General features: G+C 67.7%; 27 protein-coding genes. 7 read left to right on the top strand and 20 right to left on the bottom strand.

Annotated features, from left to right (window positions below):
• Window positions 1–66 precede the first annotated feature (66 nt).
• Both minD and minE read left to right on the top strand, forming a co-directional pair.
• Complete coding sequence (gene minD, locus ABL838_RS00475) at window positions 67–882, top strand: septum site-determining protein MinD (protein WP_126020677.1); 816 nt, start codon at window positions 67–69, stop codon at window positions 880–882.
• Between the two features lie 3 nt (window positions 883–885).
• Entirely contained in the window at window positions 886–1,164 is a 279-nt protein-coding gene (minE, locus tag ABL838_RS00470; RefSeq protein WP_019653579.1) for a cell division topological specificity factor MinE, read from the top strand.
• 36 nt (window positions 1,165–1,200) lie between these two features.
• Here minE and ABL838_RS00465 read toward each other — a convergent pair whose 3' ends face one another.
• Together ABL838_RS00465 and ABL838_RS00460 are read right to left on the bottom strand one after the other, a co-directional pair.
• A complete protein-coding gene (locus ABL838_RS00465; protein WP_418123601.1) occupies window positions 1,201–2,118 on the bottom strand; it encodes an alpha/beta fold hydrolase in 918 nt (305 codons plus the stop codon).
• Between the two features lie 223 nt (window positions 2,119–2,341).
• Window positions 2,342–2,944 carry a TetR/AcrR family transcriptional regulator gene (locus ABL838_RS00460; protein WP_126020681.1) on the bottom strand — a complete coding sequence of 201 codons (603 nt, stop codon included), beginning with the start codon at window positions 2,942–2,944 and terminating at the stop codon, window positions 2,342–2,344.
• Window positions 2,945–3,124: 180 nt separating this feature from the next.
• On the opposite strand from ABL838_RS00460, the gene ABL838_RS00455 reads away from it, so the two are divergent.
• Both ABL838_RS00455 and ABL838_RS00450 read left to right on the top strand, forming a co-directional pair.
• Complete coding sequence (locus tag ABL838_RS00455; protein WP_126020683.1) at window positions 3,125–4,069, top strand: CysB family HTH-type transcriptional regulator; 945 nt, start codon at window positions 3,125–3,127, stop codon at window positions 4,067–4,069.
• 211 nt (window positions 4,070–4,280) lie between these two features.
• Entirely contained in the window at window positions 4,281–4,463 is a 183-nt protein-coding gene (locus ABL838_RS00450; RefSeq protein ID WP_260319318.1) for a hypothetical protein, read from the top strand.
• Between the two features lie 76 nt (window positions 4,464–4,539).
• Here the strand turns inward: ABL838_RS00450 and ABL838_RS00445 are convergent, their stop codons facing one another.
• The 3 genes from ABL838_RS00445 to ABL838_RS00435 all read right to left on the bottom strand — a co-directional run bounded on the left by ABL838_RS00445 (window position 4,540) and on the right by ABL838_RS00435 (window position 6,552).
• Complete coding sequence (locus ABL838_RS00445) at window positions 4,540–4,965, bottom strand: RcnB family protein (RefSeq protein WP_126020687.1); 426 nt, start codon at window positions 4,963–4,965, stop codon at window positions 4,540–4,542.
• Window positions 4,966–5,089: 124 nt separating this feature from the next.
• Window positions 5,090–5,686 (bottom strand): dihydrofolate reductase family protein, encoded by a 597-nt coding sequence (locus tag ABL838_RS00440; RefSeq protein WP_418123598.1) that lies wholly within the window; start codon window positions 5,684–5,686, stop codon window positions 5,090–5,092.
• Window positions 5,683–6,552: an NmrA family NAD(P)-binding protein gene (locus ABL838_RS00435; RefSeq protein ID WP_418123596.1), complete on the bottom strand. Its 870-nt coding sequence runs from the start codon at window positions 6,550–6,552 to the stop codon at window positions 5,683–5,685. The genes ABL838_RS00440 and ABL838_RS00435 overlap by 4 nt, the downstream gene beginning before the upstream one ends.
• A 114-nt stretch (window positions 6,553–6,666) precedes the next feature.
• Here ABL838_RS00435 and ABL838_RS00430 point away from each other — a divergent pair, with 114 nt between their 5' ends.
• Window positions 6,667–7,089, top strand: coding sequence for a winged helix-turn-helix transcriptional regulator (locus ABL838_RS00430; protein WP_126020691.1), 423 nt, complete (start codon window positions 6,667–6,669; stop codon window positions 7,087–7,089).
• A gap of 57 nt (window positions 7,090–7,146) precedes the next feature.
• Here the strand turns inward: ABL838_RS00430 and ABL838_RS00425 are convergent, their stop codons facing one another.
• From ABL838_RS00425 to ABL838_RS00400, 6 genes are all read right to left on the bottom strand, one after another.
• Window positions 7,147–8,034 (bottom strand): VOC family protein, encoded by an 888-nt coding sequence (locus ABL838_RS00425; protein WP_418123595.1) that lies wholly within the window; start codon window positions 8,032–8,034, stop codon window positions 7,147–7,149.
• A gap of 27 nt (window positions 8,035–8,061) precedes the next feature.
• A complete protein-coding gene (locus ABL838_RS00420; protein WP_418123594.1) occupies window positions 8,062–8,913 on the bottom strand; it encodes an ABC transporter ATP-binding protein in 852 nt (283 codons plus the stop codon).
• Window positions 8,910–9,770, bottom strand: coding sequence for an ABC transporter ATP-binding protein (locus tag ABL838_RS00415; RefSeq protein ID WP_418123592.1), 861 nt, complete (start codon window positions 9,768–9,770; stop codon window positions 8,910–8,912). The genes ABL838_RS00420 and ABL838_RS00415 overlap by 4 nt, the downstream gene beginning before the upstream one ends.
• Complete coding sequence (locus tag ABL838_RS00410) at window positions 9,754–10,323, bottom strand: OsmC family protein (protein WP_418123590.1); 570 nt, start codon at window positions 10,321–10,323, stop codon at window positions 9,754–9,756. The genes ABL838_RS00415 and ABL838_RS00410 overlap by 17 nt, the downstream gene beginning before the upstream one ends.
• A 14-nt stretch (window positions 10,324–10,337) precedes the next feature.
• Window positions 10,338–12,167 (bottom strand): ABC transporter permease, encoded by a 1,830-nt coding sequence (locus ABL838_RS00405; RefSeq protein WP_418123588.1) that lies wholly within the window; start codon window positions 12,165–12,167, stop codon window positions 10,338–10,340.
• A gap of 151 nt (window positions 12,168–12,318) precedes the next feature.
• Window positions 12,319–13,503, bottom strand: a complete 1,185-nt coding sequence (locus ABL838_RS00400) for an ABC transporter substrate-binding protein (RefSeq protein WP_418123586.1) — start codon at window positions 13,501–13,503, stop codon at window positions 12,319–12,321.
• 164 nt (window positions 13,504–13,667) lie between these two features.
• On the opposite strand from ABL838_RS00400, the gene ABL838_RS00395 reads away from it, so the two are divergent.
• Window positions 13,668–14,306 (top strand): GDSL-type esterase/lipase family protein, encoded by a 639-nt coding sequence (locus ABL838_RS00395; RefSeq protein ID WP_418123585.1) that lies wholly within the window; start codon window positions 13,668–13,670, stop codon window positions 14,304–14,306.
• On the opposite strand, the gene ABL838_RS00390 is transcribed toward ABL838_RS00395, so the two are convergent.
• The 4 genes from ABL838_RS00390 to ABL838_RS00375 all read right to left on the bottom strand — a co-directional run bounded on the left by ABL838_RS00390 (window position 14,284) and on the right by ABL838_RS00375 (window position 16,425).
• Window positions 14,284–14,811, bottom strand: coding sequence for a class IV adenylate cyclase (locus ABL838_RS00390; RefSeq protein ID WP_418123584.1), 528 nt, complete (start codon window positions 14,809–14,811; stop codon window positions 14,284–14,286). The genes ABL838_RS00395 and ABL838_RS00390 overlap by 23 nt on opposite strands.
• 138 nt (window positions 14,812–14,949) lie before the next feature.
• Window positions 14,950–15,309, bottom strand: a complete 360-nt coding sequence (locus ABL838_RS00385; RefSeq protein WP_418123582.1) for a hypothetical protein — start codon at window positions 15,307–15,309, stop codon at window positions 14,950–14,952.
• Window positions 15,306–15,905: a cob(I)yrinic acid a,c-diamide adenosyltransferase gene (locus ABL838_RS00380; RefSeq protein ID WP_418123580.1), complete on the bottom strand. Its 600-nt coding sequence runs from the start codon at window positions 15,903–15,905 to the stop codon at window positions 15,306–15,308. Before ABL838_RS00380 ends, ABL838_RS00385 begins: the two co-directional genes overlap by 4 nt.
• Before the next feature lie 19 nt (window positions 15,906–15,924).
• A complete protein-coding gene (locus ABL838_RS00375) occupies window positions 15,925–16,425 on the bottom strand; it encodes a DinB family protein (RefSeq protein ID WP_418123578.1) in 501 nt (166 codons plus the stop codon).
• Between the two features lie 73 nt (window positions 16,426–16,498).
• Between ABL838_RS00375 and ABL838_RS00370 the strand changes: the two genes are divergently transcribed.
• Window positions 16,499–17,923, top strand: coding sequence for an FAD-binding oxidoreductase (locus tag ABL838_RS00370; RefSeq protein WP_418123576.1), 1,425 nt, complete (start codon window positions 16,499–16,501; stop codon window positions 17,921–17,923).
• An 80-nt stretch (window positions 17,924–18,003) separates the two neighbouring features.
• On the opposite strand, the gene ABL838_RS00365 is transcribed toward ABL838_RS00370, so the two are convergent.
• The 5 genes from ABL838_RS00365 to ABL838_RS00345 form a co-directional block, all read right to left on the bottom strand.
• The gene (locus ABL838_RS00365) at window positions 18,004–18,900 is read right to left on the bottom strand and encodes a CsgG/HfaB family protein (RefSeq protein ID WP_126020711.1); all 897 of its coding nucleotides are present in this window, start codon (window positions 18,898–18,900) and stop codon (window positions 18,004–18,006) included.
• A 118-nt stretch (window positions 18,901–19,018) separates the two neighbouring features.
• Window positions 19,019–19,990: a ParB/RepB/Spo0J family partition protein gene (locus tag ABL838_RS00360; protein WP_418118605.1), complete on the bottom strand. Its 972-nt coding sequence runs from the start codon at window positions 19,988–19,990 to the stop codon at window positions 19,019–19,021.
• On the bottom strand, window positions 19,990–20,535 hold the full coding sequence (locus tag ABL838_RS00355) for an RBBP9/YdeN family alpha/beta hydrolase (protein ID WP_418123573.1): 546 nt from the start codon (window positions 20,533–20,535) through the stop codon (window positions 19,990–19,992). Before ABL838_RS00355 ends, ABL838_RS00360 begins: the two co-directional genes overlap by 1 nt.
• A 42-nt stretch (window positions 20,536–20,577) precedes the next feature.
• Entirely contained in the window at window positions 20,578–21,498 is a 921-nt protein-coding gene (locus ABL838_RS00350) for a ParA family protein (RefSeq protein WP_126020717.1), read from the bottom strand.
• A gap of 23 nt (window positions 21,499–21,521) precedes the next feature.
• Window positions 21,522–22,136: a LysE family transporter gene (locus ABL838_RS00345; RefSeq protein ID WP_369660187.1), complete on the bottom strand. Its 615-nt coding sequence runs from the start codon at window positions 22,134–22,136 to the stop codon at window positions 21,522–21,524.
• Window positions 22,137–22,167: the final 31 nt, after the last annotated feature.

The following is a 22,167-nucleotide window of genomic DNA, read 5'->3' as shown; positions in this document are numbered from 1 at the left end:
GAACCCGATCACGGAATGCGGCGACCCTGACAAGCAACAACTGAATCGAAACAAGAAGGAATGGCCATGGCCAAAATTGTGGTGGTGACTTCGGGCAAGGGCGGCGTCGGCAAGACGACGACGAGCGCCAGCTTCGCGTCGGGCCTCGCGCTCGCGGGCAAGAAGACGGCGGTGATCGACTTCGACGTGGGCCTGCGCAACCTCGACCTGATCATGGGCTGCGAACGCCGAGTGGTGTACGACCTGATCAACGTCATCCAGGGCGAGGCCAACCTGAGCCAGGCGCTCATCAAGGACAAGCAGTGCGACAACCTGTTCGTGCTGGCCGCCTCGCAGACGCGCGACAAGGAAGCGCTCACGCAGGAAGGCGTCGAGAAGGTGCTGGCCGACCTCGCCGCGATGGACTTCGAATACATCGTCTGCGACTCGCCCGCGGGCATCGAGACCGGCGCCATGATGGCCATGCACTTCGCCGACGAGGCGCTGGTGGTGACCAACCCCGAGGTGTCCTCGGTGCGCGACTCCGACCGCATCCTGGGCATGCTCAGCAGCAAGACCAAGCGCGCCAAGGAAGGCGGCGAGCCCATCAAGGAGCACCTGCTGATCACCCGCTACAACCCCAACCGGGTGGCGGGCGGCCAGATGCTCTCGCTGGAGGACATCCAGGACATCCTGCGCATCAAGCTGATCGGCGTGATCCCCGAGTCGGAGAGCGTGCTGCACGCCTCCAACCAGGGCGTGCCGGCGATCCACGACAAGGAAACCGACGTGGCCCAGGCCTACACCGACGTGGTGGCCCGCTTCCTCGGCGAGGACCGGCCGATGCGCTTCGTCGAGGCGGAGAAGCCGGGCTTCTTCAAGCGAATCTTCGGGAGCAAGTAGCCCATGTCCTTCCTCTCGTTCCTGCTGGGCGAAAAGAAGAAGACTGCCAGCGTCGCGAAAGAGCGGCTGCAGATCATCCTCGCCCACGAGCGCTCGAGCCTCAGCGGCAAGAAGCGGCCCGACTACCTGCCCGAACTCCAGCGCGAGCTGGTGGCGGTGATTTCCAAGTACGTGTCCATCAACGCGGACGACATCAAGGTCAACCTGGAGACCCAGGACAACCTCGAAGTGCTCGACATCAAGATCGAGCTGCCCGACCCGGCTCCGACGCCGGCGCGCTGAGCGCGAAGGACCTGAAGCGCAGCGCCGGGCCCGCGTTCAGCGCTGCGCCACGAAGCGCGCCACCTGCGCCAGCACCTCGACTTCCTTGAGGATGCGGCGATGTCCCCATCCCTGCGTGGCGACGAGCTGCGCACCGCGGATCGCATCGCGATACGCCTGCGCGTCGGCGAAGCGGTTCACGCGGTCGTCGCGGTCATGAACGATCAGCGTGGGCTGCGCGATGCGCGGGCCCACCGCCGCCGGTTCGAGCTGCGGCATCAGCACGCCCTCGCGCGATTCGAAGCGCCGCTGCATCGCGAGGCGCGTGGCTTCGCTCAGCCCGAAGGTGTGGGCGAAGTAGCGCGTGTATTCGCGCGGCGAAGCGGGCGGAGCGAGCAGCACGAGGCGCTCGGCCGGTAGCCCGCGTGCGGCAGCCAGGGCCAGCCCGTTGGCGCCCAGCGAATGCGCGACGGCGGCGCGCAATGCATGGCCATCGGCCGCCAGCCGGGCCGCGACGTAGGCGATGGCGCGCGCGAACTGCGGCGAATTGCTCATCGTGCCGGCGCTGCGGCCATGGGCCGGCAGCTCGAGCAGCACGGGCCGCAGCCCTGCGGCGGCCACGGCCTGCGCGAGCGGCAGCATCTGGCCCGCATGGCCGCCCCAGCCATGCACAAGCAGCACCACCGGCGCCGACTCGGCGCCCGAGTCCTGCGCGGCGAGGTGGTAGATGCCGACGCTGGCCTCTTCGAAGGACCAGTCCTCGCGCCGCCATTCGGCACCGGGGCCCTGCCCGCGATAGAGCCATTTGGGCGGCAGCGGCGTGCCGAAGACGCGGTAGGCTGCGCGCACCGCCAGCGCCGGCCAGAAGCGCTGCGAGGTGGTGAGGCCGAAGCGCAGCGCGCGCATCGTGCGGCTGGGCCGGTAGTAGTTGGACTGCGCGGCGTGGCCGGCTGCCGGAGGGGAAGTGCTCGTCATGGGTCGGTGGTCCTTCCGGGCTTCAGTACCAGACCCAGTCGCGGTTGCTGCGCGGCAGGCTGCGCAGGGTGTCGCGAAGGCCCTTGATGCCAAGGACGGCCGCGTAGGCGGCTAGAAAGAGGGCAATGATCAGCATGGTGCTTCTCCTGTTTTATCGCACGGCTGTGCGAAATTTTGGCAAATCGAACGCAGGGAATCCGCCTGTTTCTTGAAGGGGCCTCGCTCAGGCGAGGTAGCTGGAAAGAAGCCGCTGCCAGGTCTGGGTGGCGCGGTCGGCGGCCTGCGGGTCGCGCAGGAAGCGCGCGTCGTGCAGCTGGGTCATGGTCACGCCGTTGAGCTCGCTCACGAGCTGCGCCGGATCGGTATCTGCCTTGAGCTCGCCCGTCTCGATGGCCTGCAGCACGGTGCGGCGCAGCGCGGCGCGCCAGCGGGTGATTTCGCCGAGCAGCACGTCGCGCAGCTCGCCCTCGCGGTCGTCGAACTCGAAGGCGCCGGCCATGTAGAGGCAGCCGGTGTGCATCTCGACATCGCGCGTGCGGGCGATCCAGCGCGACACGATATCGTTGAGCCGGGCCAGGCCCTTGGGCTTCTGCATGGCGGGCACGAACACATCGGCCAGGAAGCCGCGGCCGTACTCCTCGATGACGGCCTTCTGCAGCGCCTCGCGCGAACCCACGCGCGAGAACACGCCGCTCTTGGACAGGCCCAGCCTGCTGGCCACGGCCTGCAGCGTGATCGCTTCCAGGCCTTCTGCCAGCGCGAGGTTCATTGCCGCGCCGACGATGGCGGCGCGGGTGAGTTCGCTTTTCTGGGTCTTGGCGTCCATGCGGCGAACTTTAGCACAGCCGTGCGAAATCACAAGTGCCTGGAGAAGGCCGCTGCTGGAGCGCCTTAAAGATGTTTTGCTCATGTGAAACCAACAAACGCATCGTTCCCCGAATAAGCGCTTCTGCCGAGAATCGCCGGTCGGCCCCAGCCCGGGGCTTCGATGACTCCTCCGCGCCAGATGAACTTCCAACAACTGCGCTCGGTACGCGAGGCCGTTCGTTGCGGCTTCAACCTGACCGAAGTCGCCCACACACTACACACCTCCCAGCCCGGCGTGAGCCGGCAGATCCGCGAGCTCGAGGAAGAGCTCGGCATAGAACTCTTCGTGCGCGCCGGCAAGCGGCTCACGGGGCTCACCGAACCTGGCGGGCACGTGCTGCCGATCATCGAGCGCATGCTGATGGAGAGCAGCAACCTCAAGCACGCGGGCCAGGAGTTCGTCGCGCAGCAAAGCGGCCTGCTCTCGGTGGCGGCCACGCACTCGCAGGCGCGCTACGCGATGCCGGTGGCCGTGCAGGAATTCCGCGCGCAGTTCCCGAACGTGAAGCTGCACCTGCACCAGGGCTCGCCCAAGCAGATCGCGCAGATGCTGCTGGACGGCGAGGCCGACGTGGGCATCGCCACAGAGGCGCTGGGCGACTATCCGCAGCTGGTCGCCCTGCCCTGCTACCGCTGGACGCACTCGGTAATAGTGCCGCCGGGGCATCCGCTGCTCGACGCGCCGCTCACGCTGGAGGCGCTCGCGCGCTACCCGCTCATCACCTACGACACGGGCTTCACCGGCCGCTCGCGCATCGACGAGGCCTTCGAGCAGCGCGGACTGCAGCCCAACATCGTGCTGGCCGCGATGGACGCCGACGTGATCAAGACCTACGTGCAGCTGGGCCTGGGCATCGGCATCGTGGCCGGCGTGGCCTACGAGGCCGAGCGCGACACGCAGCTGCGCGCGATCGACGCAGGGCGGCTCTTCGGCATCAACCTCACCAAGCTGGCCGTGCGACGCGGCACTTACCTGCGCAAATATGTCTACGCTTTCATCGAATCTTTCGCGCCCACGCTGACACGCGCGGTCGTCGAAGGGGCTCTGGGAGACCAGGAGAAGGCCTCCCACTACGAAATCTAGGCTTTGTCCAGAAGCTGGAAGCGGTTGTGTACTGGGGACGACAGAATGGTTAAAAAAGAAGTCTGAAGCTTCACACAGGCGGCGTACATTCGGGTTAATTCCTTGGCTTCCTGGAAATGGATCAGCAATGGCATCGTCGACCTCGCAGCAGCAGCAACAGCAAACAAAGGCCTCCCAGAGGGCGGCCGATGCAGCGGAGCGGCGAGAACGCTTGAGACGGAACCTGCCCGCCACGGTTGAACTGCTGCAGAGCCGACAGGCCGACCGCATCGACGACGCCGACATCGACGCGTACGTGAGCCTCAACTGGCTCGAGTGGCACGGCGGCGGCCTGCGCCTGACCATCACGGGGCGCAACGTCTGCGCCCAGTCGATACCCGCGGCATTGGCCTGAGGGCCTTCCTTCTCCGCGCAAACGAAAAAGCCGCCGCAGTTGCTTGCGGCGGCCTTGCGACACGTGCCGGTTCCGCTTACTGGCCGGCGATGATGTTCGCGATCACGCCCGTGGCGATGGCCGCGAGCACGAAGTCGCCGCCCACGCCCACCCACTGATAGCCGCGGGGCGGCTGCTGCAGCCTGTAGGCGCGCCAGTCCTGCACCACGTAGTTGCGGCCACGGTACTCCGGCGGCACGCGGCCGCCACGACGCCATTCCGTATGCGGTTGCGGGAAGCCGCGGCGGTCGAACTGGCGGCCATCGCGGAAGTCCTGGTTGCCGCGGTAGTGGTCGCCGTGCGGGCCGCGCCGATCGAAATTGCGGTCGCGCTGCTCATAGCGGCCATCGCCGGGACGGCCGTTGTTGTCGAAGCGCCGATCCTGCGCAAAGGCACTCCCTGCGGCCATGCACATCGCGAGTGCCGCGGCGCCCACGGCCATGATCTTCGAGTTGGTCTTCATCCGGAACTCCTTCATGCGTTGATGACAAGTTCATTGTGTGCCGCGCGTGTATCCGATTCGGCCGCTTCAGGTCGCGGTCAGGTGAAATCAGGTAAGCGCTGGTATCCGCGCGGCGCCTTGTCCTTCATGTGACTGGCACGTAGCGGTTGACCACCATGCCGCTCTCGTAGGCCGTCGAGCCCAGCAGCCGCAGCTTGTGGCCCTTGTGGGGGTCGTGGAACACCGAGCGCCCCGCGCCCACGGCCGTGGGGTTCACGAAGAACTGGAACTCGTCGACCAGCCCCGTCGCCACGAGCGCCGACGCGAAGCCCACGCCACCGATGGTGATGATGTCCTTGCCCTGTTCGCGCTTCAGCGCGTTCACTTCTTCCGCCATGCCGCCCCTTGCGATGACGGTGCGCTCCCACCGCGAAGACTCGAGCTTGTCGGTGAGCACGACCTTGCGCGCCTCGACGATCTTCTGCGCGAAGGCGTAGTGCGGATCCGCGGGAAATCTCTTCGCGGCACGGCCCCAGTGATCGAGGTAGCCCTCCTGCACGATGAGCCGGCTCAGCAGGATGGTGTCGATGCCTTCGAAGACGGCGTTGAAGTCGCGCTTCAGCCTGTCGTCCCAACCCCAGCGATCGCCCCAGCCCCAGAGTTGCCAGTCGAGGCTGCCATTGGCCGGCGACACATAGCCGTCGACCGACATCTGCATTTGCAGGATGAGCTTTCTGGTCATGCGCGTTCTCCTTCGGGCAGTATGGCCTTCGCCCATTGCTCCAGCGTGGTGGACGACGTGTTGCGTGGCGAACGGGCTTCCAGAGCCCATCCTTCCTGTTCGTTGAAGCTGCGCGCGGTTTCGAGCACCGCTTCGGCAAAGCTCGGCGACATGCCGGCGCCGAGCATGCTCGCCAGTGCGTCCTGGTGAGGCACCTGCACGTACTGCACCTTGGGCTTGCCGATGGCTGCGCCGAGGATGGCGGTGGCTTGCGCCATCGTGTAGTCGCCACCGCCGTGCAGTTCGTGCACGCGCGTGAGGGTGGCGGCTTCGTCGGTCAGCAGCCGCACCGCGCGATCGCCGACGTCTGCGGCGGAGACCATCGGCATCGGACGGTCGCCGCGAAACAGCGTGCCGAAGAAGCCGGTGCCAGCCTGCGATGCGAAGTCGAGGCCCTTTCGGAAGTTCTCCATGAAGAAGCCAGCGCGCAGATGGACCAGTTCGGGAATGTGCAGTTCGTCGAGGCCCTGCTCCAGCAGCGCGGCGCCCAGCGAACTGCCCTTGCGCAGATGCGCGCTGAGGCCACTCAGCAGCACCACGCGGCGCACCGAGGCTTCCTTCACCGCCCGCGCCAGGTTGGCGCCGATCTCGCGCTCGCGGGCATGCAGGTCCGCCGCCTGCAGGTCGAACGGGACCATGAGAAACGCGCCGTCCACGCCGGCGAACACCTGCCTCAGCGCAGCGGCGTCATCCAGCGAAACGCCCGCGCTGCGCGAGACCGGCCGTACATGATGACCCGCGGCCTGCAGGCCCCGGACTACTGCTTTTCCCACGTCGCTCGTCGCTCCGACCACCGCGTACGTGCTTGTCTTTCGAGTCGTTGGCATCTTGTCTCTCCATTCGGTTGGGTCTGGAATAACTGCTTGTTAAATGCAATCAGTTGCAGTATTCGGTGACTGATGCAAAAATGCAAGCAGTTTTTGAAAGAGATCGGAGAGACCATGGCCTCCAGCGAAAAGTCGGCATGTCCGATCAACCTCGCGCTCGAAGTCTTTGGCGACCGGTGGAGCCTGCTGATCGTTCGCGACATGATGTTCGCGGGCAAGCGGCACTTCCGCGAGTTCCTGCAGTCGGAAGAAGGCATCTCCTCCAACATCCTCGCGGAGCGGCTGAACAAGCTGGTCGAGTACGGCGTGCTCTCGAAGGCCGACGACCCCAGCCACAAGCAGAAGGCCGTCTACAGCCTCACGCCGACGGGCATCGACCTGCTGCCGGTGGTCACGCAGATCGGCATCTGGGGCCGCAAGTACCGGCCGGTGACCGAGGAAAGTGCAGCGCCTTCCGTGGCCCTCGAAAAGGGCGGCGCCGCCTTGCAGAAGAAGATGCAGGCCGAGTTGCGCAAGACGCACCTCGACTCGCACTAGAGCCAGAACGCGGCGGCCAACGGGCCGGCGCTCAGCCCTGGCTGGTGGAGCGAAGACTCAGCCGCCGACCGTGTTGTGGGCCTGGTGCACGCGCGAGCCGCTGCCGCGCCTCGCATCGCGGTCCACCGGCGGCAGGTCGAGTTCGATCAACGCGCCGTGCGCCTTCGCCAGGTCGAAGCTGCCCGTGGACTGCGGCCTGTCGGTGTGCAGCACGAGCGCATAGGGACCTTCGCCGCGCGCCGCGAGGCGCTGGCCGAGCCTGCCCCCGCCGCCGCCGTTCTCTCTCGGCGAGGAGAGCACCAGCACGCTGCGTCCCAGCGCGATGACGGCCATGCGCACGTTGCTGCCGGGCACGGCCACGGGTTCGCCGACGTGAGTGTCGGCATCGGCGGCGATGCTGCTGGCGAGCAGGGCGCGGTAGCGCGCCAGCGTGGCATCGAGGTCGGCGACCGCCACCGCCAGGCTCGCGACGCCAAGGGCGCCGTTGGCGTGCACGCGCACCTCGCCTTCAGGCACTCGCAAGGCGCGCGGCGTGAGGTCGCCGCACAGGAAAGGCAGGTCGGCAGAAAGCGGGCGCGCGGTCTGCCAGCGCAGGCGTTCGCCGTCGGGCCGCACGCGGCCGCCGTCGAGCGGACCTTCGAGCACGAGCCCCCGCGCCTTCGCATCGTCCACGGTGGCGGCGGTGTCGCGCGGCAGCAATGCGAAGTCGACGATGCCTTCGCCGTGCTTGTGCAGCAGCTGCCACCAGCGCTCGCCGGGCGAAGGCTCGCGCCACGCGATCAGCTCGAAGTAGCTGCCGTCGCCGAACACCACCAGCGCGTTGTGCGTGGCGCGGCCCGGATGCTCGCCGCCGCGCAGCACGTGGAATCCGAGCGCGCCGTAGTCGGCGATGGTGCGTTCGAGGTCGTGGACCGCGATGACGATGTGGTCGAGCCTGAGTGCCATGAATGCGTTCTCCGTGGATTTCCGGGTTCAGGATGCGGTGCGCGCCGCGCCGCCGCCGCCGAGGTAGGCGTCGCGGATGCGCGTGTCGGCCAGCAGCTCGCGCGCCGGACCCGACAGCACGATGCGCCCGGTCTGCAGCACGTAGCCGTGGTGCGCGATCTGCAGCGCGAGGCTCGCGTTCTGCTCGACCATGAACACCGACACGCCCTGCGCGTTGATGCGCGCGATGAGCTCCAGCACCTTGTCGACGTACAGCGGCGACAGGCCCATGGTCGGCTCGTCCATGCAGATGAGCTGCGGCCGGCCCATGAGCGCGCGCGCCATCGCCACCATCTGCTGCTCGCCGCCCGAGAGCGTGCCGGCCTGGAACTCGATGCGCTCGGCCACGCGCGGGAACAGCTCCAGCATGCGCTCCAAGTCTTCCGCCACGGCCTTGCGGTCGCTGCGCGCATAGGCGCCCATCAGCAGGTTCTCGCGCACCGTCATCGCGGGGAACAGGCGGCGCGCCTCGGGCACCGAGCCTATGCCCTTGCGCACGATCTGCGGCGTGCTCAGGCCCAGCGTCGATTCGCCGTTGAAGAGCACCTCGCCCGAGCGCGGCTTGAGCAGGCCCAGCACGATCTTCATCGTGGTCGACTTGCCGCTCGCGTTGCCGCCGAGCAGGCTGACGATCCGGCCCTTGCGCACTTCGATGTCGAGATCGAAGTGCGCCTGCACGGGGCCGTAGAAGCTGTTGATCTTGCGCAGCTGGAGCAGCGCTTGCTCCTGCTGCGGCTCATGGAAGGCAGGTGCCGCGCTGCGTTCGGGCTGCTCCTCATCCCGCCCCTCTCCCCAGAAGGGCGAAGGCGCGAGGCCGGTGCGGGCGACTGTGGCGATCATGCGGGCACCGCCTCTTCTTCGTTCGGTGCTTCCACCGAGCCCACATGGCGATGGCCGAGATACGCCTCGATCACCGCCGGGTCGTTGCGCACCTCGTCCGGCAGCCCCTCGGCGATCTTGCGGCCATCGTCGAGCACGGCCACGCGGTCCGACAGCTGCATCACCAGGTCGAGCTTGTGCTCGATCAGCAGGATGGCCTGGCCGCGCGCCTTCAGGCCGCGGATGATCTCCAGCATTTCCGCGGTCTCGCTCTCGTTCATGCCGGCGGTGGGCTCGTCCAGCAGCAGCAGGCGCGGCCTGAGTGCAAGTGCACGCGCGATCTCCACGCGGCGGCGGTTGGCATACGAGAGGCTGTAGGCCGGGTGGTCGATGCGCGGGGCAAGGCGCTGGCCGAAGAGCGCGATGATCTCTCGCGCCTCCTCGCGCAGCGCCTCTTCCTCGCGGCGCACCGCGCCGGGCTGCACCAGCGCGAGTGCCAGCTCGGCGATGGCGCCCAGCCCGGGCACACCGCCCAGGCGCGGTTTCACGGCGCGCAGCCGCGTGTGCGCGCCGACCAGCACGTTGTCGAGCACCGAGAGATTCGCGAACACGCGCCCATGCTGGAAGGTGCGCGCGAGCCCGCGTTGCGCGAGCTGCTGCGCAGGCAGGCCGGTGATGTCGTTCCCGTCGAACAGCACCAACCCTTCGTCGGGCCGGTCGAGGCCGGTCACGAGGTTGAACAGCGTGGTCTTGCCCGCGCCGTTCGGCCCGATCACGCTCAGCAGCTCGCCCTCGCCCACGTGCAGGTCGACCGCGTTGACGGCCGTGAGCCCGCCGAAGCGGCGCACGAGGCCGCGTATCTCAAGCAGCGACGGCATCGACCGTTTTCTCCCCCGCCCGAGCCTTCGAGTCGAAGTGCTTCACCTCGGCGCGGATGGTCTGCGGATTGCGCAGCAGGTTGAGGATGGGGCAGTTGCGCTCCACCGCCTCGAAAAGCGCATCGATCTCCTCGCGGCTCGCGGGCGAGTCGATGTGCACCGTGTAGCCGATCTCGTGCGGCCAGATGGGCGTCTTCTCGTGGCCCGGCTTGCCGCCGCGCGGATCGATGATGCCCGTCACCTCCACCTCGAGGCTCTCGAGCGGAACCTGCCGCTCGGCCGCCTGGATCAGGAAGATGTGCGTGACGCAGGTGCCCAGCACGCCCAGCTGCAGCTCGGGCGAGCTGGGCCCGAGGTCGTAGCCGGCGAAGTCCGGTGGGCTGTCGCTGATGACCTGATGTTCGCGGATGCGCAGCCGGCGCACGCCGCTGCGGCCTTCGGCTTTCACGCTTGCTTTGAGTTGCACGGGCCGCGCTGTGCCGGTTTCGATGGCGGCATTGCGCGCCAGCACGGCGGCACGCTTCTCGGCGAGGTAGTCGTTGAGGTGGCTCATGGTGGTGTGTTCCTTCAGACAGTGCCCAGCAAACCCTGCGGGCGGAATCGGATCAGGAGAAGCAGTGCGACGCCGTAGATCAGCATCCGGTACTCCGCCGTCACGCGGAACAGCTCCGGCAGGCTCACGAGCGCCACCGCGCCCAGCAGCGCGCCGCTGATGTTCCCGAGTCCGCCGAGGATCACCATCGTCAGCGCCAGGATCGAGATCTGCGAGCCGAAGGTCTCGTGGTTGATGTACGAGTACATGTGCGCGGTGAAGGCGCCGCTCACCCCGGCTGCGAAGCCGCCGAAGCCGAAGGCCAGCGCCTTGTAGCGGTCGGGGCTCACGCCGTAGGCGCGCGCGGCCACCTCGTCCTCGCGCACCGCGCGGAAGGTGCGGCCCAGGTGCGAGCGCAGCAGGCGCCACTGCAGCAGCCCGAGCAGCACCATCGCGCCGAACGAAGCCCAGTAGAGCGCCTCGTTCGACGACGCATCGCGCCCGAAGAGCGACAGCGGTGGAATGCCCGACACGCCGATGGGCCCGTGCGTGAGGCTTTCCCAGTTGAGGATGGTGAGCGCCACGATCTCGCCGATGCCCAGCGTGGCGATCGACACGTAGTGGCCGCGCAGCCTGAAGGCCGGGAAGATCAGCGCCGTGCCGATCAGCGAAGTGAGAAGGCCCGCGAGCACGATGCCCGTTCCCACCGGCAGGCGCAGGTCGAGCACCAGCAGCGACGACGCATACGCACCGATGGCCAGCAGCCCCGCGTGGCCCAGCGAGATCTGCCCGATGGTGCCGGCCACCAGCGTGAGGCTCAGCGCGAGCGCGCCGTAGAGCCACGCGTTGGTGAGCGTCTGCAGCAGGTACGGAGACGGGTCGAACAGCGGTAGCGCCACCGCCCCTGCGAACAGCGCGAGCAGCAGGCTGCGCGGCACATGCCACGGCTTGCTCGGCGCGATGAAGGTGCCCGTGAGCGGCTCGGGCGGCAACGCGCGCTTGCGTCCGAATAGCCCGTTGGGCTTCCACAGCAGGATCACAAGCAGCAGCGCGAAGGCGAAGAGATTGCGGTACGGCGTACCGAGGATCGCCACGCCGTAGCTCTCGATCAGCCCCAGCAGCAAACTGCCCGCGATGGCGCCGGGCACGTTGCCCACCCCGCCGACCACGGTGGCCACCACGCCCTTGAGCGTGGCCTGGAAGCTCATCGCCGGGCTGATGTTGTTGTAGTACATGCCCACCAGCAGGCCCGATAGCCCGCCCAGCGCGGCGGCGATGGCGAACACTGTCTGGTTCACGCGGTCCACGTCCACGCCCATCTGCTGAGCCGCGTCGCGATCCTGCGCGGTGGCGCGCACGGCCCAGCCGAGTTTCGTGAAACGCAGGAAGCCGAACAGCACGGCCGCGCTCGCGAGGCCGATGCCGGCAATGAGGATGTCGAGCGCGCCGATGGTGCCGGTGCCGATCTGCAGGCGCCAGTCGGGCAGCTGCGTGGGAAGCGAGCGCGGGTCGGGGCTGAACACCAGCTGCACCAGGATGTCGAGCACGAAGCTGATGCCGATGGTGGCCAGCAGCGGCGCGATGCGCGCAGCGCCCTGTAGCGGCCGCAGGCCCACGCGCTCGATCAGCATGCCGAGCGCGGCCGAGCCGATCACCACCAGCGCGATGGTCACGGGCAGCGGCGTGTGCAGGTACGTGATCGACGCCCAGCCGATGTACGCCCCCACCGTGTACACCGAGCCGTGCGCGAAGTTGATGAGGTGCGAGACGCCGAAGATCAGCGCGAGCCCCACCGCCAGCAGCGCATAGATGTTGCCGATGATCAGGCCGTTGACGGTGTAGTCGAAGAACGAAGTGAAGCTCATGGCATGCCGGCTTTACTCCCTCTCCCGCGTGCGGGAGAGGGTTGGGGTGAGGGTGCAGCGGCCGATGCGAGGGACTGCTGTTTTGCGAAGGCCCCTGCCCTCACCCTGGCCCTCTCCCGCAAGCGGGAGAGGGAACAACGCGGAAGACGGCTCACTTGGAAGCGGCGAGCGCCGCCCTCTCGTCCAGCTGCGCCCACTTGCCGTCCTTCACGACGAGGTTGACGCTCTTCACGCCGATGATCCGCCGCGTCTGCGCATCGAAGCTGGCCTTGCCGAAGATCACGCTGGGCACGTCCTTGATCTTGTAGAAGGCGTCGCGCACGGCCTTGCGGTCGGCACCGGGGCCTGCCTGGCGCAGCGCGGCGGCGGCGTACACCACCGCGTCGTAGGCGTAGGCGTTGAAGGCGTCGGGCTCCTTGCCGTACTTGGCGCGGAAGCTCTTCACGAAGTCCTGCACCTCGGCGCGCGGCTCGTCGGGATAGAAGGCGGTGTTGGTGTAGATGCCGTTCACCGCCGCGCCGCCGAGCTCGATGAACTTGGGCGAATACACCGAGCCCACCGCGGCGATGGGCTGCTTCAGCCCCACGCTGCGCACCTGGCCCGCGATGAGCGCGCCGTCGGGGTAGTAGGAGATGAGCACCAGCCCGTCGGGGTTGGCGTCGCGCACGCGCACCAGGGTCGAGCGGAAGTCTTTTTCGTCGGGCTGGTAGCCCTCGGCGATGGCGACCTGCGCGCCGCGCTCCTGCGCGGCCTTCACGAGCACGTCCTTGCTGGTGCGGCCCCAGTCGGTGTTCAGATACAGCACGGCGATGCGCTTGAAGCCCAGCGTCTTCACCGCGAGCTCGGCCAGCAGTGGCTGCGCGTCGGCTTGGCTGATGGAGGGGCTCCAGATGTAGTCGCCGCCCTTGGTGAAGTCGGGGTGCGAGTTGGTGAAGCCCAGCTGCACCAGGCCCGCGCGCTGGTAGATGGGCGAGGCGGCCATCGAGGCCGGGCTGGAGAAGTCGCCGAGCTCGATGAGCACGCGCTTGTCGTTCACCAGCTTCTGCGCGATGGCCACCGACTGGCGCGGGTCGCTCTGGCTGTCTTCGAAGTTGTAGGCCAGCGGACGGCCGTGGATGCCGCCCTGCGCGTTGATGTGCTCCAGCGCGAGGTCGAAGCCGGCCTTCCACTGCGCGCCGTACTGCGCGTTCTGTCCGGTGACGGGCCCGCTCGCGCCGAACCACACCGGCTCGCCGGTGGCGGGTGCGGCCAATGCGGCAAAAGGCGCGGCCAGCAGGGCCATGGAGAGTGCGGTCACATGACGCAGGAAGCGGTGGCGGTTCAAGAGCAGCGGCATGGTGTCGTTCGGGTCCGGTGATGGATGGGAGAGGTGCGGGGAGCCAGTCATTCTTCGCCCGCGCTCCACGCCGGGGAACGAACAAAAACGGGGAGGCTTATGCGCTTTCCGAGCAAAGGGACAAGCGCTCGCGCGGCTTCGGGCGCGTTTAAGCTGCGCGCCACATGAAGCGACGACACCTTCTCCATCTGCTGGCGGGCGTATCCGCTGCGAGCCTCCTGGCGGCATGCGGCAGGCGCAAGCCCTCGACGGCGGCGCTAAAGTCCGGAGCCCACGTGCTGGCCCTGGGCGACAGCCTGACCTTCGGCTACGGCGCGCCGCCCGAGGCGTCATGGCCGGTGAAGCTGGGCGAGCTCACTGGCTGGCAGGTCGAGAACGCGGGCGTCAACGGCGACACCTCGGCGGGCGCGCTGCAGCGCCTGCCAGGTCTGCTGGGCGGCGCGAGCTACGACGCGATCCTGATCGGCATCGGCGGCAACGACATGCTGCGTGGCGTGTCGGCCGCATCCACGCGCGACAACCTCGTGGAGCTCGTCACCCAGGCGCGCGCGCACACGCCCTACGTGGCCGTACTGGCGACGCCCTCGCCCGACGCGATGCGCGCGGCGGTGGGGTCGCTCAGCGATGCGCCGTTCTACGAAGAGGTGGCGAAGGCGCAGCAGGCGCTGCTGGTCGCGAACGTGTATTCGAGCGTGCTCTCGGATTCGTCGCTGCGCTCCGACCGCATCCACGCGAATGCGCGAGGCTACGAGAAGGTCGCGCAGCTCCTGGCGGATCAGCTCAAGTCCGCTGGCTGGCGTTGAGCAGGTCGACGTAGGCGCCCTGCACCAGCTGATCGGTGCGCACGCCCAGTTGCGCCATGAGTGCATGCGCCTCGGCGATGCCGGCCTCGGCCGACTCGCCCTCCTCCAACACCACTTCGAGCTCGAGGAATTCGCCGAGCCCTTCCACACGATCGAGGTGGATGCGCGTGCGGCCCGCGAGGAACAGCCGGCGCTGCTTGCGCACCCGGCCCGCCTGGCCCCAGGCGAGCGTGAGCGATTCGCGCAGCACGTCGGGCGTGGCGCAGGGCGTGATCAGGTAGAAAGATTCCTTCGGACCGCTGCTGTTGGTGCGGCGATAGAAGATCAACTCCGCGCGGTCGGGCGCGAAGGTGCGCAGCTTGAGGCGGTCGGCGCCGTCGGTGCAGCGGAAGAAGGTGTCGTCCTGCGCGATCTCGATGGGGCCCTTGTCGGCCAGTGTCGCGGCGATGGCTGCGACCCGGTCAATGCTGTCGATGCGGGCCTTGATCTCTACATTTCGTGCCATGTGTTCCTTGGAGAGATGTTCCGGGATGCGTGCGAATGACACCGGGTAGCACCCGGCGCCATTCGCATAGGACGCTCTGCTCATGCCGGTCGCATGAGCGCTGCGCTCATCGATCACGCCGAGTAGCGGCTCCAAGGATCAGGGCGCGCTGCCTTGCGGGCCCACGGACGGCGGTGCAGCGCGTCCGCTCGATCCTGGCGAGAGCTTGCGCCCGAAGGCCTCGCCCACCCGGCGCACGGGCCGGCTGGCCTTTTCCGACACGCTGTTGACGCCGCGCCGCGTAGCCGCGTCGGCGCGGTCGATGCCGCGGCCGGCGGCGTTGGTGCCGCGCTGCACGCTGCCCACAACCTTGCCGCCGCGCGAGGGCGACTTGAGCGTATGGGCGCGCTGCGCCTTCGGCGGGTTGTCGGCGCTCTGGGCCTGCGCGAGACCGGGCAGGCACAGCATGGCGGACATCGCCACGGCAAGCGGCGCGTGGAGAGAGAAGGAAAGTTTCATGGAGCCTCCTTGGTGTTTGTGTCTTCCGCTGCCACAGCGGCAGCACGCGCCATGCGCTCGCTCTTCCAGTAGACGTCGTCGCCGCCGTCCATGCGGTTGAGCACGCGCGCGAGCACGAAGAGCAGGTCGCTGAGCCGGTTGAGGTATTGGCGCAGCGCGTCGTTGAGCTGCTCGGCGGCGCCCAGCGCCACCACGGCACGCTCGGCCCTGCGCGCCACCGTGCGGCACACATGCGCGAGCGAGGCCGCGCGTGTGCCGGCGGGAAGGATGAATTCGGCCAGGCGCGGCAGCGCCGCGTTGTGTTCGGCAAGTGCGTTGTCCAGTTGCAGCAGGGCATCGGACTTCAGCAGCGTGAAGCCCGGCATCGACAGCTCTCCGCCAAGGTTGAAGAGCTGGTGCTGCACATCGACCAGCAGCTCGCGCACGGGCTCGGGCATGGGCTCGCACAGCAGCACGCCGATGTTCGAGTTGAGTTCGTCCACGTCTCCCATCGCGTGCACGCGCAGGTTGTCCTTCGACACGCGCGTGTTGTCGCCGAGGCCGGTAGTGCCGTCGTCGCCGGTACGGGTGGCGATCTGGGAAAGTCGGTTGCCCATGGGCGCTCCTGCTTCTTTCTTACTGCGCGACGGTCGACGCGTCGATCTTGCCCGCCAGCCATTGCAGACCGGCGAGGTGCTGCTGGTCATGGCTGCAGAGGTAGTGGATAAGGCTGCGCATCGTGAGCGGCCCGTAGCCTTCGAACACTGCCGTGCGCGCGAGCTGTGCGTCGCTCAGGCTGGAGATGATCTCCATCGTCTGCGCGCGCGCCATGCGGAAATCGGCCAGCACCTGCGCCGCATCGGCCGCTCCGTAGTTGCGCTCGATGGCCAGCGGCTCGCTGTCGATGGATGCGAGCGTCGGATGGGTTTCGGCCAGCGTGCGCCGGAAGCGCACGTGGTAGCCCTCGATCTCGATGTCGCGCACATGGCAGAGCTGCTCGATGGCGGTGAAGGCCTCGCTGGGCACGCCTTCCCATGAAGGCGGCGTCCAGTGCCTGAAGGCGAAGGGAATGGCCGCGTAGTGGGCCTCCAGCTGCGAGGGGAAGGCCGCAAGGGCGCTGAGTGTGGTGGGGTTCATGTTTTTCCGAAGCGCATTATGGTGCTCGCTCCGTAGAATGGCCGATCACCCCCACCCCGCCAGGAGACAGCCGATGAACGCCCCGACCCAAACCTCGCACCTGATGCCGGAGCTTCATCTGCGCGACGTGCCCGACAGCCTGATCGAGGCGCTGAAGGCACGCTTCGGCGCCAACTGTTCCACGGCGATGGCGGTGCGCACGCAGCACGGGCGCGACGAGTCTTCCTTCGACGCGCCGCCCCCCTCCGCCGTGGTGTTCGCCGAGAGCACGCAGGATGTTGCAGACGCGGTGAAGCTCGCGAGCGAGCACAGCGTGCCGGTCATCCCCTTCGGCGTGGGCTCCTCGCTCGAAGGCCACCTGCTGGCGGTGCAGGGCGGCATCAGCATCGACGTCTCGCGCATGAACAAGGTGCTGTCGGTGAATGCCGACGACCTCACGGTGACGGTGCAGCCCGGCGTCACGCGCAAGCAGCTCAATGAAGAGATCAAGAGCACGGGCCTTTTCTTCCCCATCGACCCGGGCGCCGATGCCTCCATCGGCGGCATGACGGCCACGCGCGCCAGCGGCACGAACGCGGTGCGCTACGGCACGATGCGCGAGAACGTGCTGGCGCTCGAGGTGGTGACGGCCGCGGGCGACGTCATCCGCACGGGCACGCGCGCGAAGAAGTCGTCGGCTGGCTACGACCTCACGCGCCTCATGGTGGGCAGCGAAGGCACGCTGGGCGTGGTCACCGAGATCACGCTGCGCATCTACCCGCTGCCCGAGGCGGTGTCCGCGGCGATCTGCTCGTTCCCGAGCATCGAGGCCGCCGTGCGCACCACCATCGAAACCATCCAGCTCGGCGTGCCGATCGCGCGCGTGGAGCTGATCGACGTGAACACGGTGCGCATGGTGAACGCCTACGCCAAGCTCAACCTGCGCGAGGAACCGATGCTGCTGATGGAGTTCCACGGCTCGCCCGCCGGCGTGAAGGAGCAGGCCGAGACGGTGCAGGAAATCGCGAGCGGCCATGGCGGCAATGCCTTCGAATGGGCGAGCACGCCGGAAGAGCGCACGCGCCTGTGGACGGCGCGGCACAACAGTTACTTCGCGGCGGTGCAGTCGCGTCCCGGCTGCCGCGTGATCTCGACCGACACCTGCGTGCCGATCTCGCGCCTGGCCGACTGCCTGCTCGACTCGGTGGCCGAGGCCGATGCCAGCGGCATCCCCTACTTCCTCGTCGGCCACGTGGGCGACGGCAACTTCCACTTCGGCTACCTGCTCGACCCGAACATCCCCGAGGAGCGCGTGAAGGCCGAAGAGCTGAACCACGCGCTGGTGAGCCGCGCGCTGGCGCTCGAAGGCACCTGCACCGGCGAGCACGGTGTGGGGCTGCACAAGATGGAGTTCCTGGTGAACGAGGCGGGCACGGGCGCCATCGACATGATGCGCACGATCAAGCGCGCGCTCGACCCGAAGAACATCATGAATCCGGGGAAGATCTTCAGCCTCTGATTCCGCTCAGCACTCAACGAAAAAGCCCGGGGCTCTTGCGAGCCGCCGGGCTTTTTGTTGTGCGATGACCGATCGATCGATCAGTTGCTGCGGCGACGGGCTGGTGCCTTCTCTGCCGGCACGTAGGTCTGCGAGGGAGCCGCACCACCGTCCACGCCCAGGCGGCCGCCGCCGCCGAGGCCCTGGCCACGCACCGTCTGCGCCTTGTAGTTGCGCAGCGAGCGGACCATCTGGTTGAAGGCGTCCATGAAAGCCGCGGCGATCACCTTGCCCTGGGCGGTGTTGGTGTAGCCACCGAGGCCGCCGCCCGCGCTGCGGCCAGCGAGTGCACCGAAGGCGCCGAAGTCGGTCTTGGAGGCGCTGCCTTCGGAAGCGGCAACCTGCACGCCCGAGCGGTTGTCGATCAGGGTCAACATCGCGCTGGCTTCCTTGGTCTGCATGCTGCCGCCCAGGGCAGCGAGCGCACGGCCACGGCCGCCACCCACCAGGCCGCCGAGCGCGCCGCCGACGCCGCCAGCATCGCTGTTGCTGAACACGATTTCGGGCGACAGGCCGTAATCGGAAGCGACCATCTGGCCGCGGCCGAAGTTGCTGCCGCCGCGCATTTCGCCCGACTGCATCAGCGCGCGTTCGCGCGTCATGGCATTCATGCCTGCAGCGCCGCGTTCGACCACGATGAAGCAGTTCGATTGCTGCACCAGCAGGCGCAGCAGGTTGGCAGTGGGAGGCAGGCGGTATTCGCCGGTGAGGATGGTGTACCAGCCCGCGTTCTGGTTCTCGATCAGGGAGACGGTGCCGAGCGGCGATTCGCAGCGCTCGAGCTGGCTGCTGGCGTTGTCGGTGGCGCCACCCGCCGCGCTGCCGGTGGCCATGGTCTTGGCCGACTGGCTGCCCATTTGCATGTCGGTCGTGGCGCAACCGGTGAGAAGAAGTGCGCCGGCGGCGATGGCCGCGAGCGGAAACCTGGTGAGCTGCATGGTGGACTACTCCCTCTGTTTGTTCAGAGAACTGGGGTTGGAAAAACCAGCGGTCGAGGATACGCGCAAAGGATTGCAGGAATCAATCAAACGAATGCCGGAGCCCTGATTCACAACACTAGGCCGTTCGGCGGATGCGTTCGATCAGTCCGTTGAGCGCCTCGATGGAGCCGAAGTGGATCGCGAGCTCGCCGCTTTCCTCGACGCGGCCGCCGCGCTTGGTGCGCTTCTTGATGCGGACCTCGACCTCGGCCGTGAGCAGGTCGGCCAGTTCTTCTTCCACGCGCAGCAGGTCGCGCGACTTCTCGCCATCATTGCTGCGGCGCGAAGGCGTGAGCGTGAACTCGGCCGCGAGCTTCTTCACCAGCGACTCGGCCTCGCGCACCGACATCTTCTTGGCCGCGATCTGGTTGGCGGCCGTGATCTGGGTGCCGCGGTCGAGCGACAGCAACGCGCGGGCGTGGCCCATGTCGATGTCGCCGGCCATCAGCATCTGCTGCGCGGGCTCGGCCAGGTTCAGCAGGCGCAGCAGGTTGCTGGCCGCACTGCGCGAGCGGCCCACGGCTTGCGCGGCCTGCTCGTGAGTGAGCCCAAACTCGGTCACCAGGCGTTGCAAACCTTGGGCCTCTTCGAGCGGATTGAGATCCTCGCGCTGGATGTTCTCGATGAGCGACATCGCCGCAGCGGCCTCGTTGGGCACGTCGCGCACCAGCACCGGCACGCTGTCGAGGCCGGCGAGCTTCGCGGCACGGAAGCGCCGCTCGCCCGCGATGATTTCGTACTCGGCGTTCTTGGCCGCCGCCGAGTCGGGATCGAGCCGGCGCACCAGGATCGGCTGCATGATGCCCTGCACCTTGATGCTCTCGGCCAGCTCGTAGAGCGCGCCCTCGTCCATGCGCGTGCGCGGCTGGTAGACGCCGGCGACCATCTGGTCGAGCATCAGCGTGCTCGGGTTGCGTTGCGCGCCGCCCTCCTCCGCATCGTTGACGCTGCCACTGCCGCCGCTTGTGTTGTCGGCGGATGGGGCGGCCGTCGGGCCCAGCAGCGCTTCGAGGCCGCGGCCCAGTCCCTTGGGTTTCTTGGTCGCCATCAGTTCTTTTCTTTCGAGATTTCGTTCAGGAGTTTCCGGCCCTCGGGCCAGTCGCCCAGGCCCGATTCGGCATTCAGATGACCGCCCGCGCCGGCATCGACGAAGCGCACGCCCCAGTCGGCGGCAAGCTGGCGGGAGCGCGAAGCTTCGCAGTAAGGGTCGTCGTTGGCGGCGATCAGCACCGCCGGGAACGGCAACGGCTTGCGCACGATGGGCGCCCAGCCGGGAATCTGCTGGCGCAGGTTGTCGCTCTCCACGTCTCCGGGCGCGACCAGCAGCGCGCCGCGCACCTTGTGCGTGTTGCGCGAATGCGCGGCCCAGGCGGCAACGAGGATGCAGCCCAGGCTGTGCGCCGCGAAGACCACCTGGCCGGGCGATGCCAGCACTTCTTCTTCGAGCCGCGCGGACCAGTCGCCGCGCAGCGGGCGCATCCACTCGTGCTGCTCGACGCGGTGATCGCCATGGACCGATTCCCAGCGGGTCTGCCAATGGCCGGGGCCGCTGTTCTGCCAACCGGGCAGCAGCAGGATGCGAGGCTCTGTCATTTGCTACGGATTTGATAGCATCCTGCGGGTCGCATGCGGCCGTCAGGCATTGTTCTCACTTGTCGAGTCGGTAGCCGGCGCGGCGGCCGGCGCCATGACGTCGTCGGGAATCGGCAGGTCCGGCGTAATCCGCGCAACCGGTGCGATCGGCGGAGCCACCGCGCCGGAGGCAAAGGCGCTCGCGGGCGGCATCTTGTCGACCAACTCCTGCGCGAAGGCGATGAAGGCCTGGCTGCCGCGCGCGGCCGGGTCGAACACCACGCCGGGCAGCCCGTAGCTTGGCGCCTCGGCCAGCCGCACGTTGCGCGGGATGACCGTGTCGAACACCTTGTCGCCGAAGTGGGACTTGAGCTGCTCGCTCACCTGCTGCTGCAGCGTGATGCGCGGATCGAACATCACGCGCAGCAGGCCGATGATCTGCAGGTTCTTGTTGAGGTTGGCGTGCACCTGCTTGATGGTGTTGACCAGGTCGGTCAGCCCTTCGAGCGCGAAGTACTCGCACTGCATCGGCACGATCACGCCGTGGGCAGCGCACAGGCCGTTCAGCGTCAGCAGGCTCAGGCTGGGCGGGCAGTCGATCAGCACGAAGTCGTACTCGGCACCGACTGCCGCCAGCGCGGTACGCAGGCGCTTCTCGCGGCGGTCGAGGGCGACCATTTCGACTTCGGCACCCGCCAGCTCGCGGTTGGCGCCCAGCACGTCGTAGCCGCAACCGCCTTCCACCAGCTTGTCGGCCTTGACCCGCGCCTCGGCCACCGAGGCCGATTCGAGCAGCACGTCGTACACCGTCAACTCCAGCTCGCGCTTGTCGATGCCCGAACCCATGGTGGCATTGCCCTGCGGGTCGAGGTCGATCATCAGCACGCGCTGGCCTACCTTTGCCAGACCGGCGGCGAGATTGACGGTGGTGGTGGTCTTGCCGACGCCGCCCTTCTGGTTGGCGATGCAGAAAATCTTGGCCATGTGAGTACCGGGGGGTCGATCGATCAGCGCGAGATTGCGAGCTTGACGCCGAAGGCGATCAGGAAGCTGCCGGCAAGCTTTTCGAGCGTGGTGGAAATGCGGGGATTCGCGCGGATGCGCTCGGCCAAGAAGTGCGTGAGCAGCGTCGAGGTCAGGCCGTACAGGAAGGTCAGCGCGGCAATGGTCACGGCCATCGCGCCGAAAGTGATCACGCCCTGGTGCCGGGCCGGGTCCACGAACAGCGGGAAGAAGGCCATGTAGAACACGATCGCCTTCGGATTCAGCAGCGTGATCGTGAATGCCTGGCGCATGAAGTGGCTGGGCTTGATGTTGAGGATCGGGGCCGAGCCGGGCTTCGCCATCAGCATCTTGATGCCCATCCAGGCCAGATAGGCTGCGCCCAGCCATTGCACTGCCTTGAACGCAGCCGGGTAGGCAGCCATGACGGCCGACACGCCGGCCACTGCTGCCCAGAGGAGGAACTGGTCGCCGACGATCACTCCGGCCGTCGCGGCGAGACCGCCACGGATGCCGCCCTTGCTGGTCGAGGTGATCAGCGCCAGATTGCCCGGACCGGGAATCAAGAGGAACAGGATGATGGCGGCGACGAATGCGCCGTAGTCAGCGATGCCGAACATGGGTTTGCCTCGAAAAAGCGAGCCGGGAAGG

Source organism: Variovorax sp. 160MFSha2.1 (assembly GCF_048305075.1).
Taxonomy (GTDB): Bacteria; Pseudomonadota; Gammaproteobacteria; order Burkholderiales; family Burkholderiaceae_C; genus Variovorax; species Variovorax guangxiensis.
This window is presented reverse-complemented; position numbering and strand designations above follow the sequence as displayed.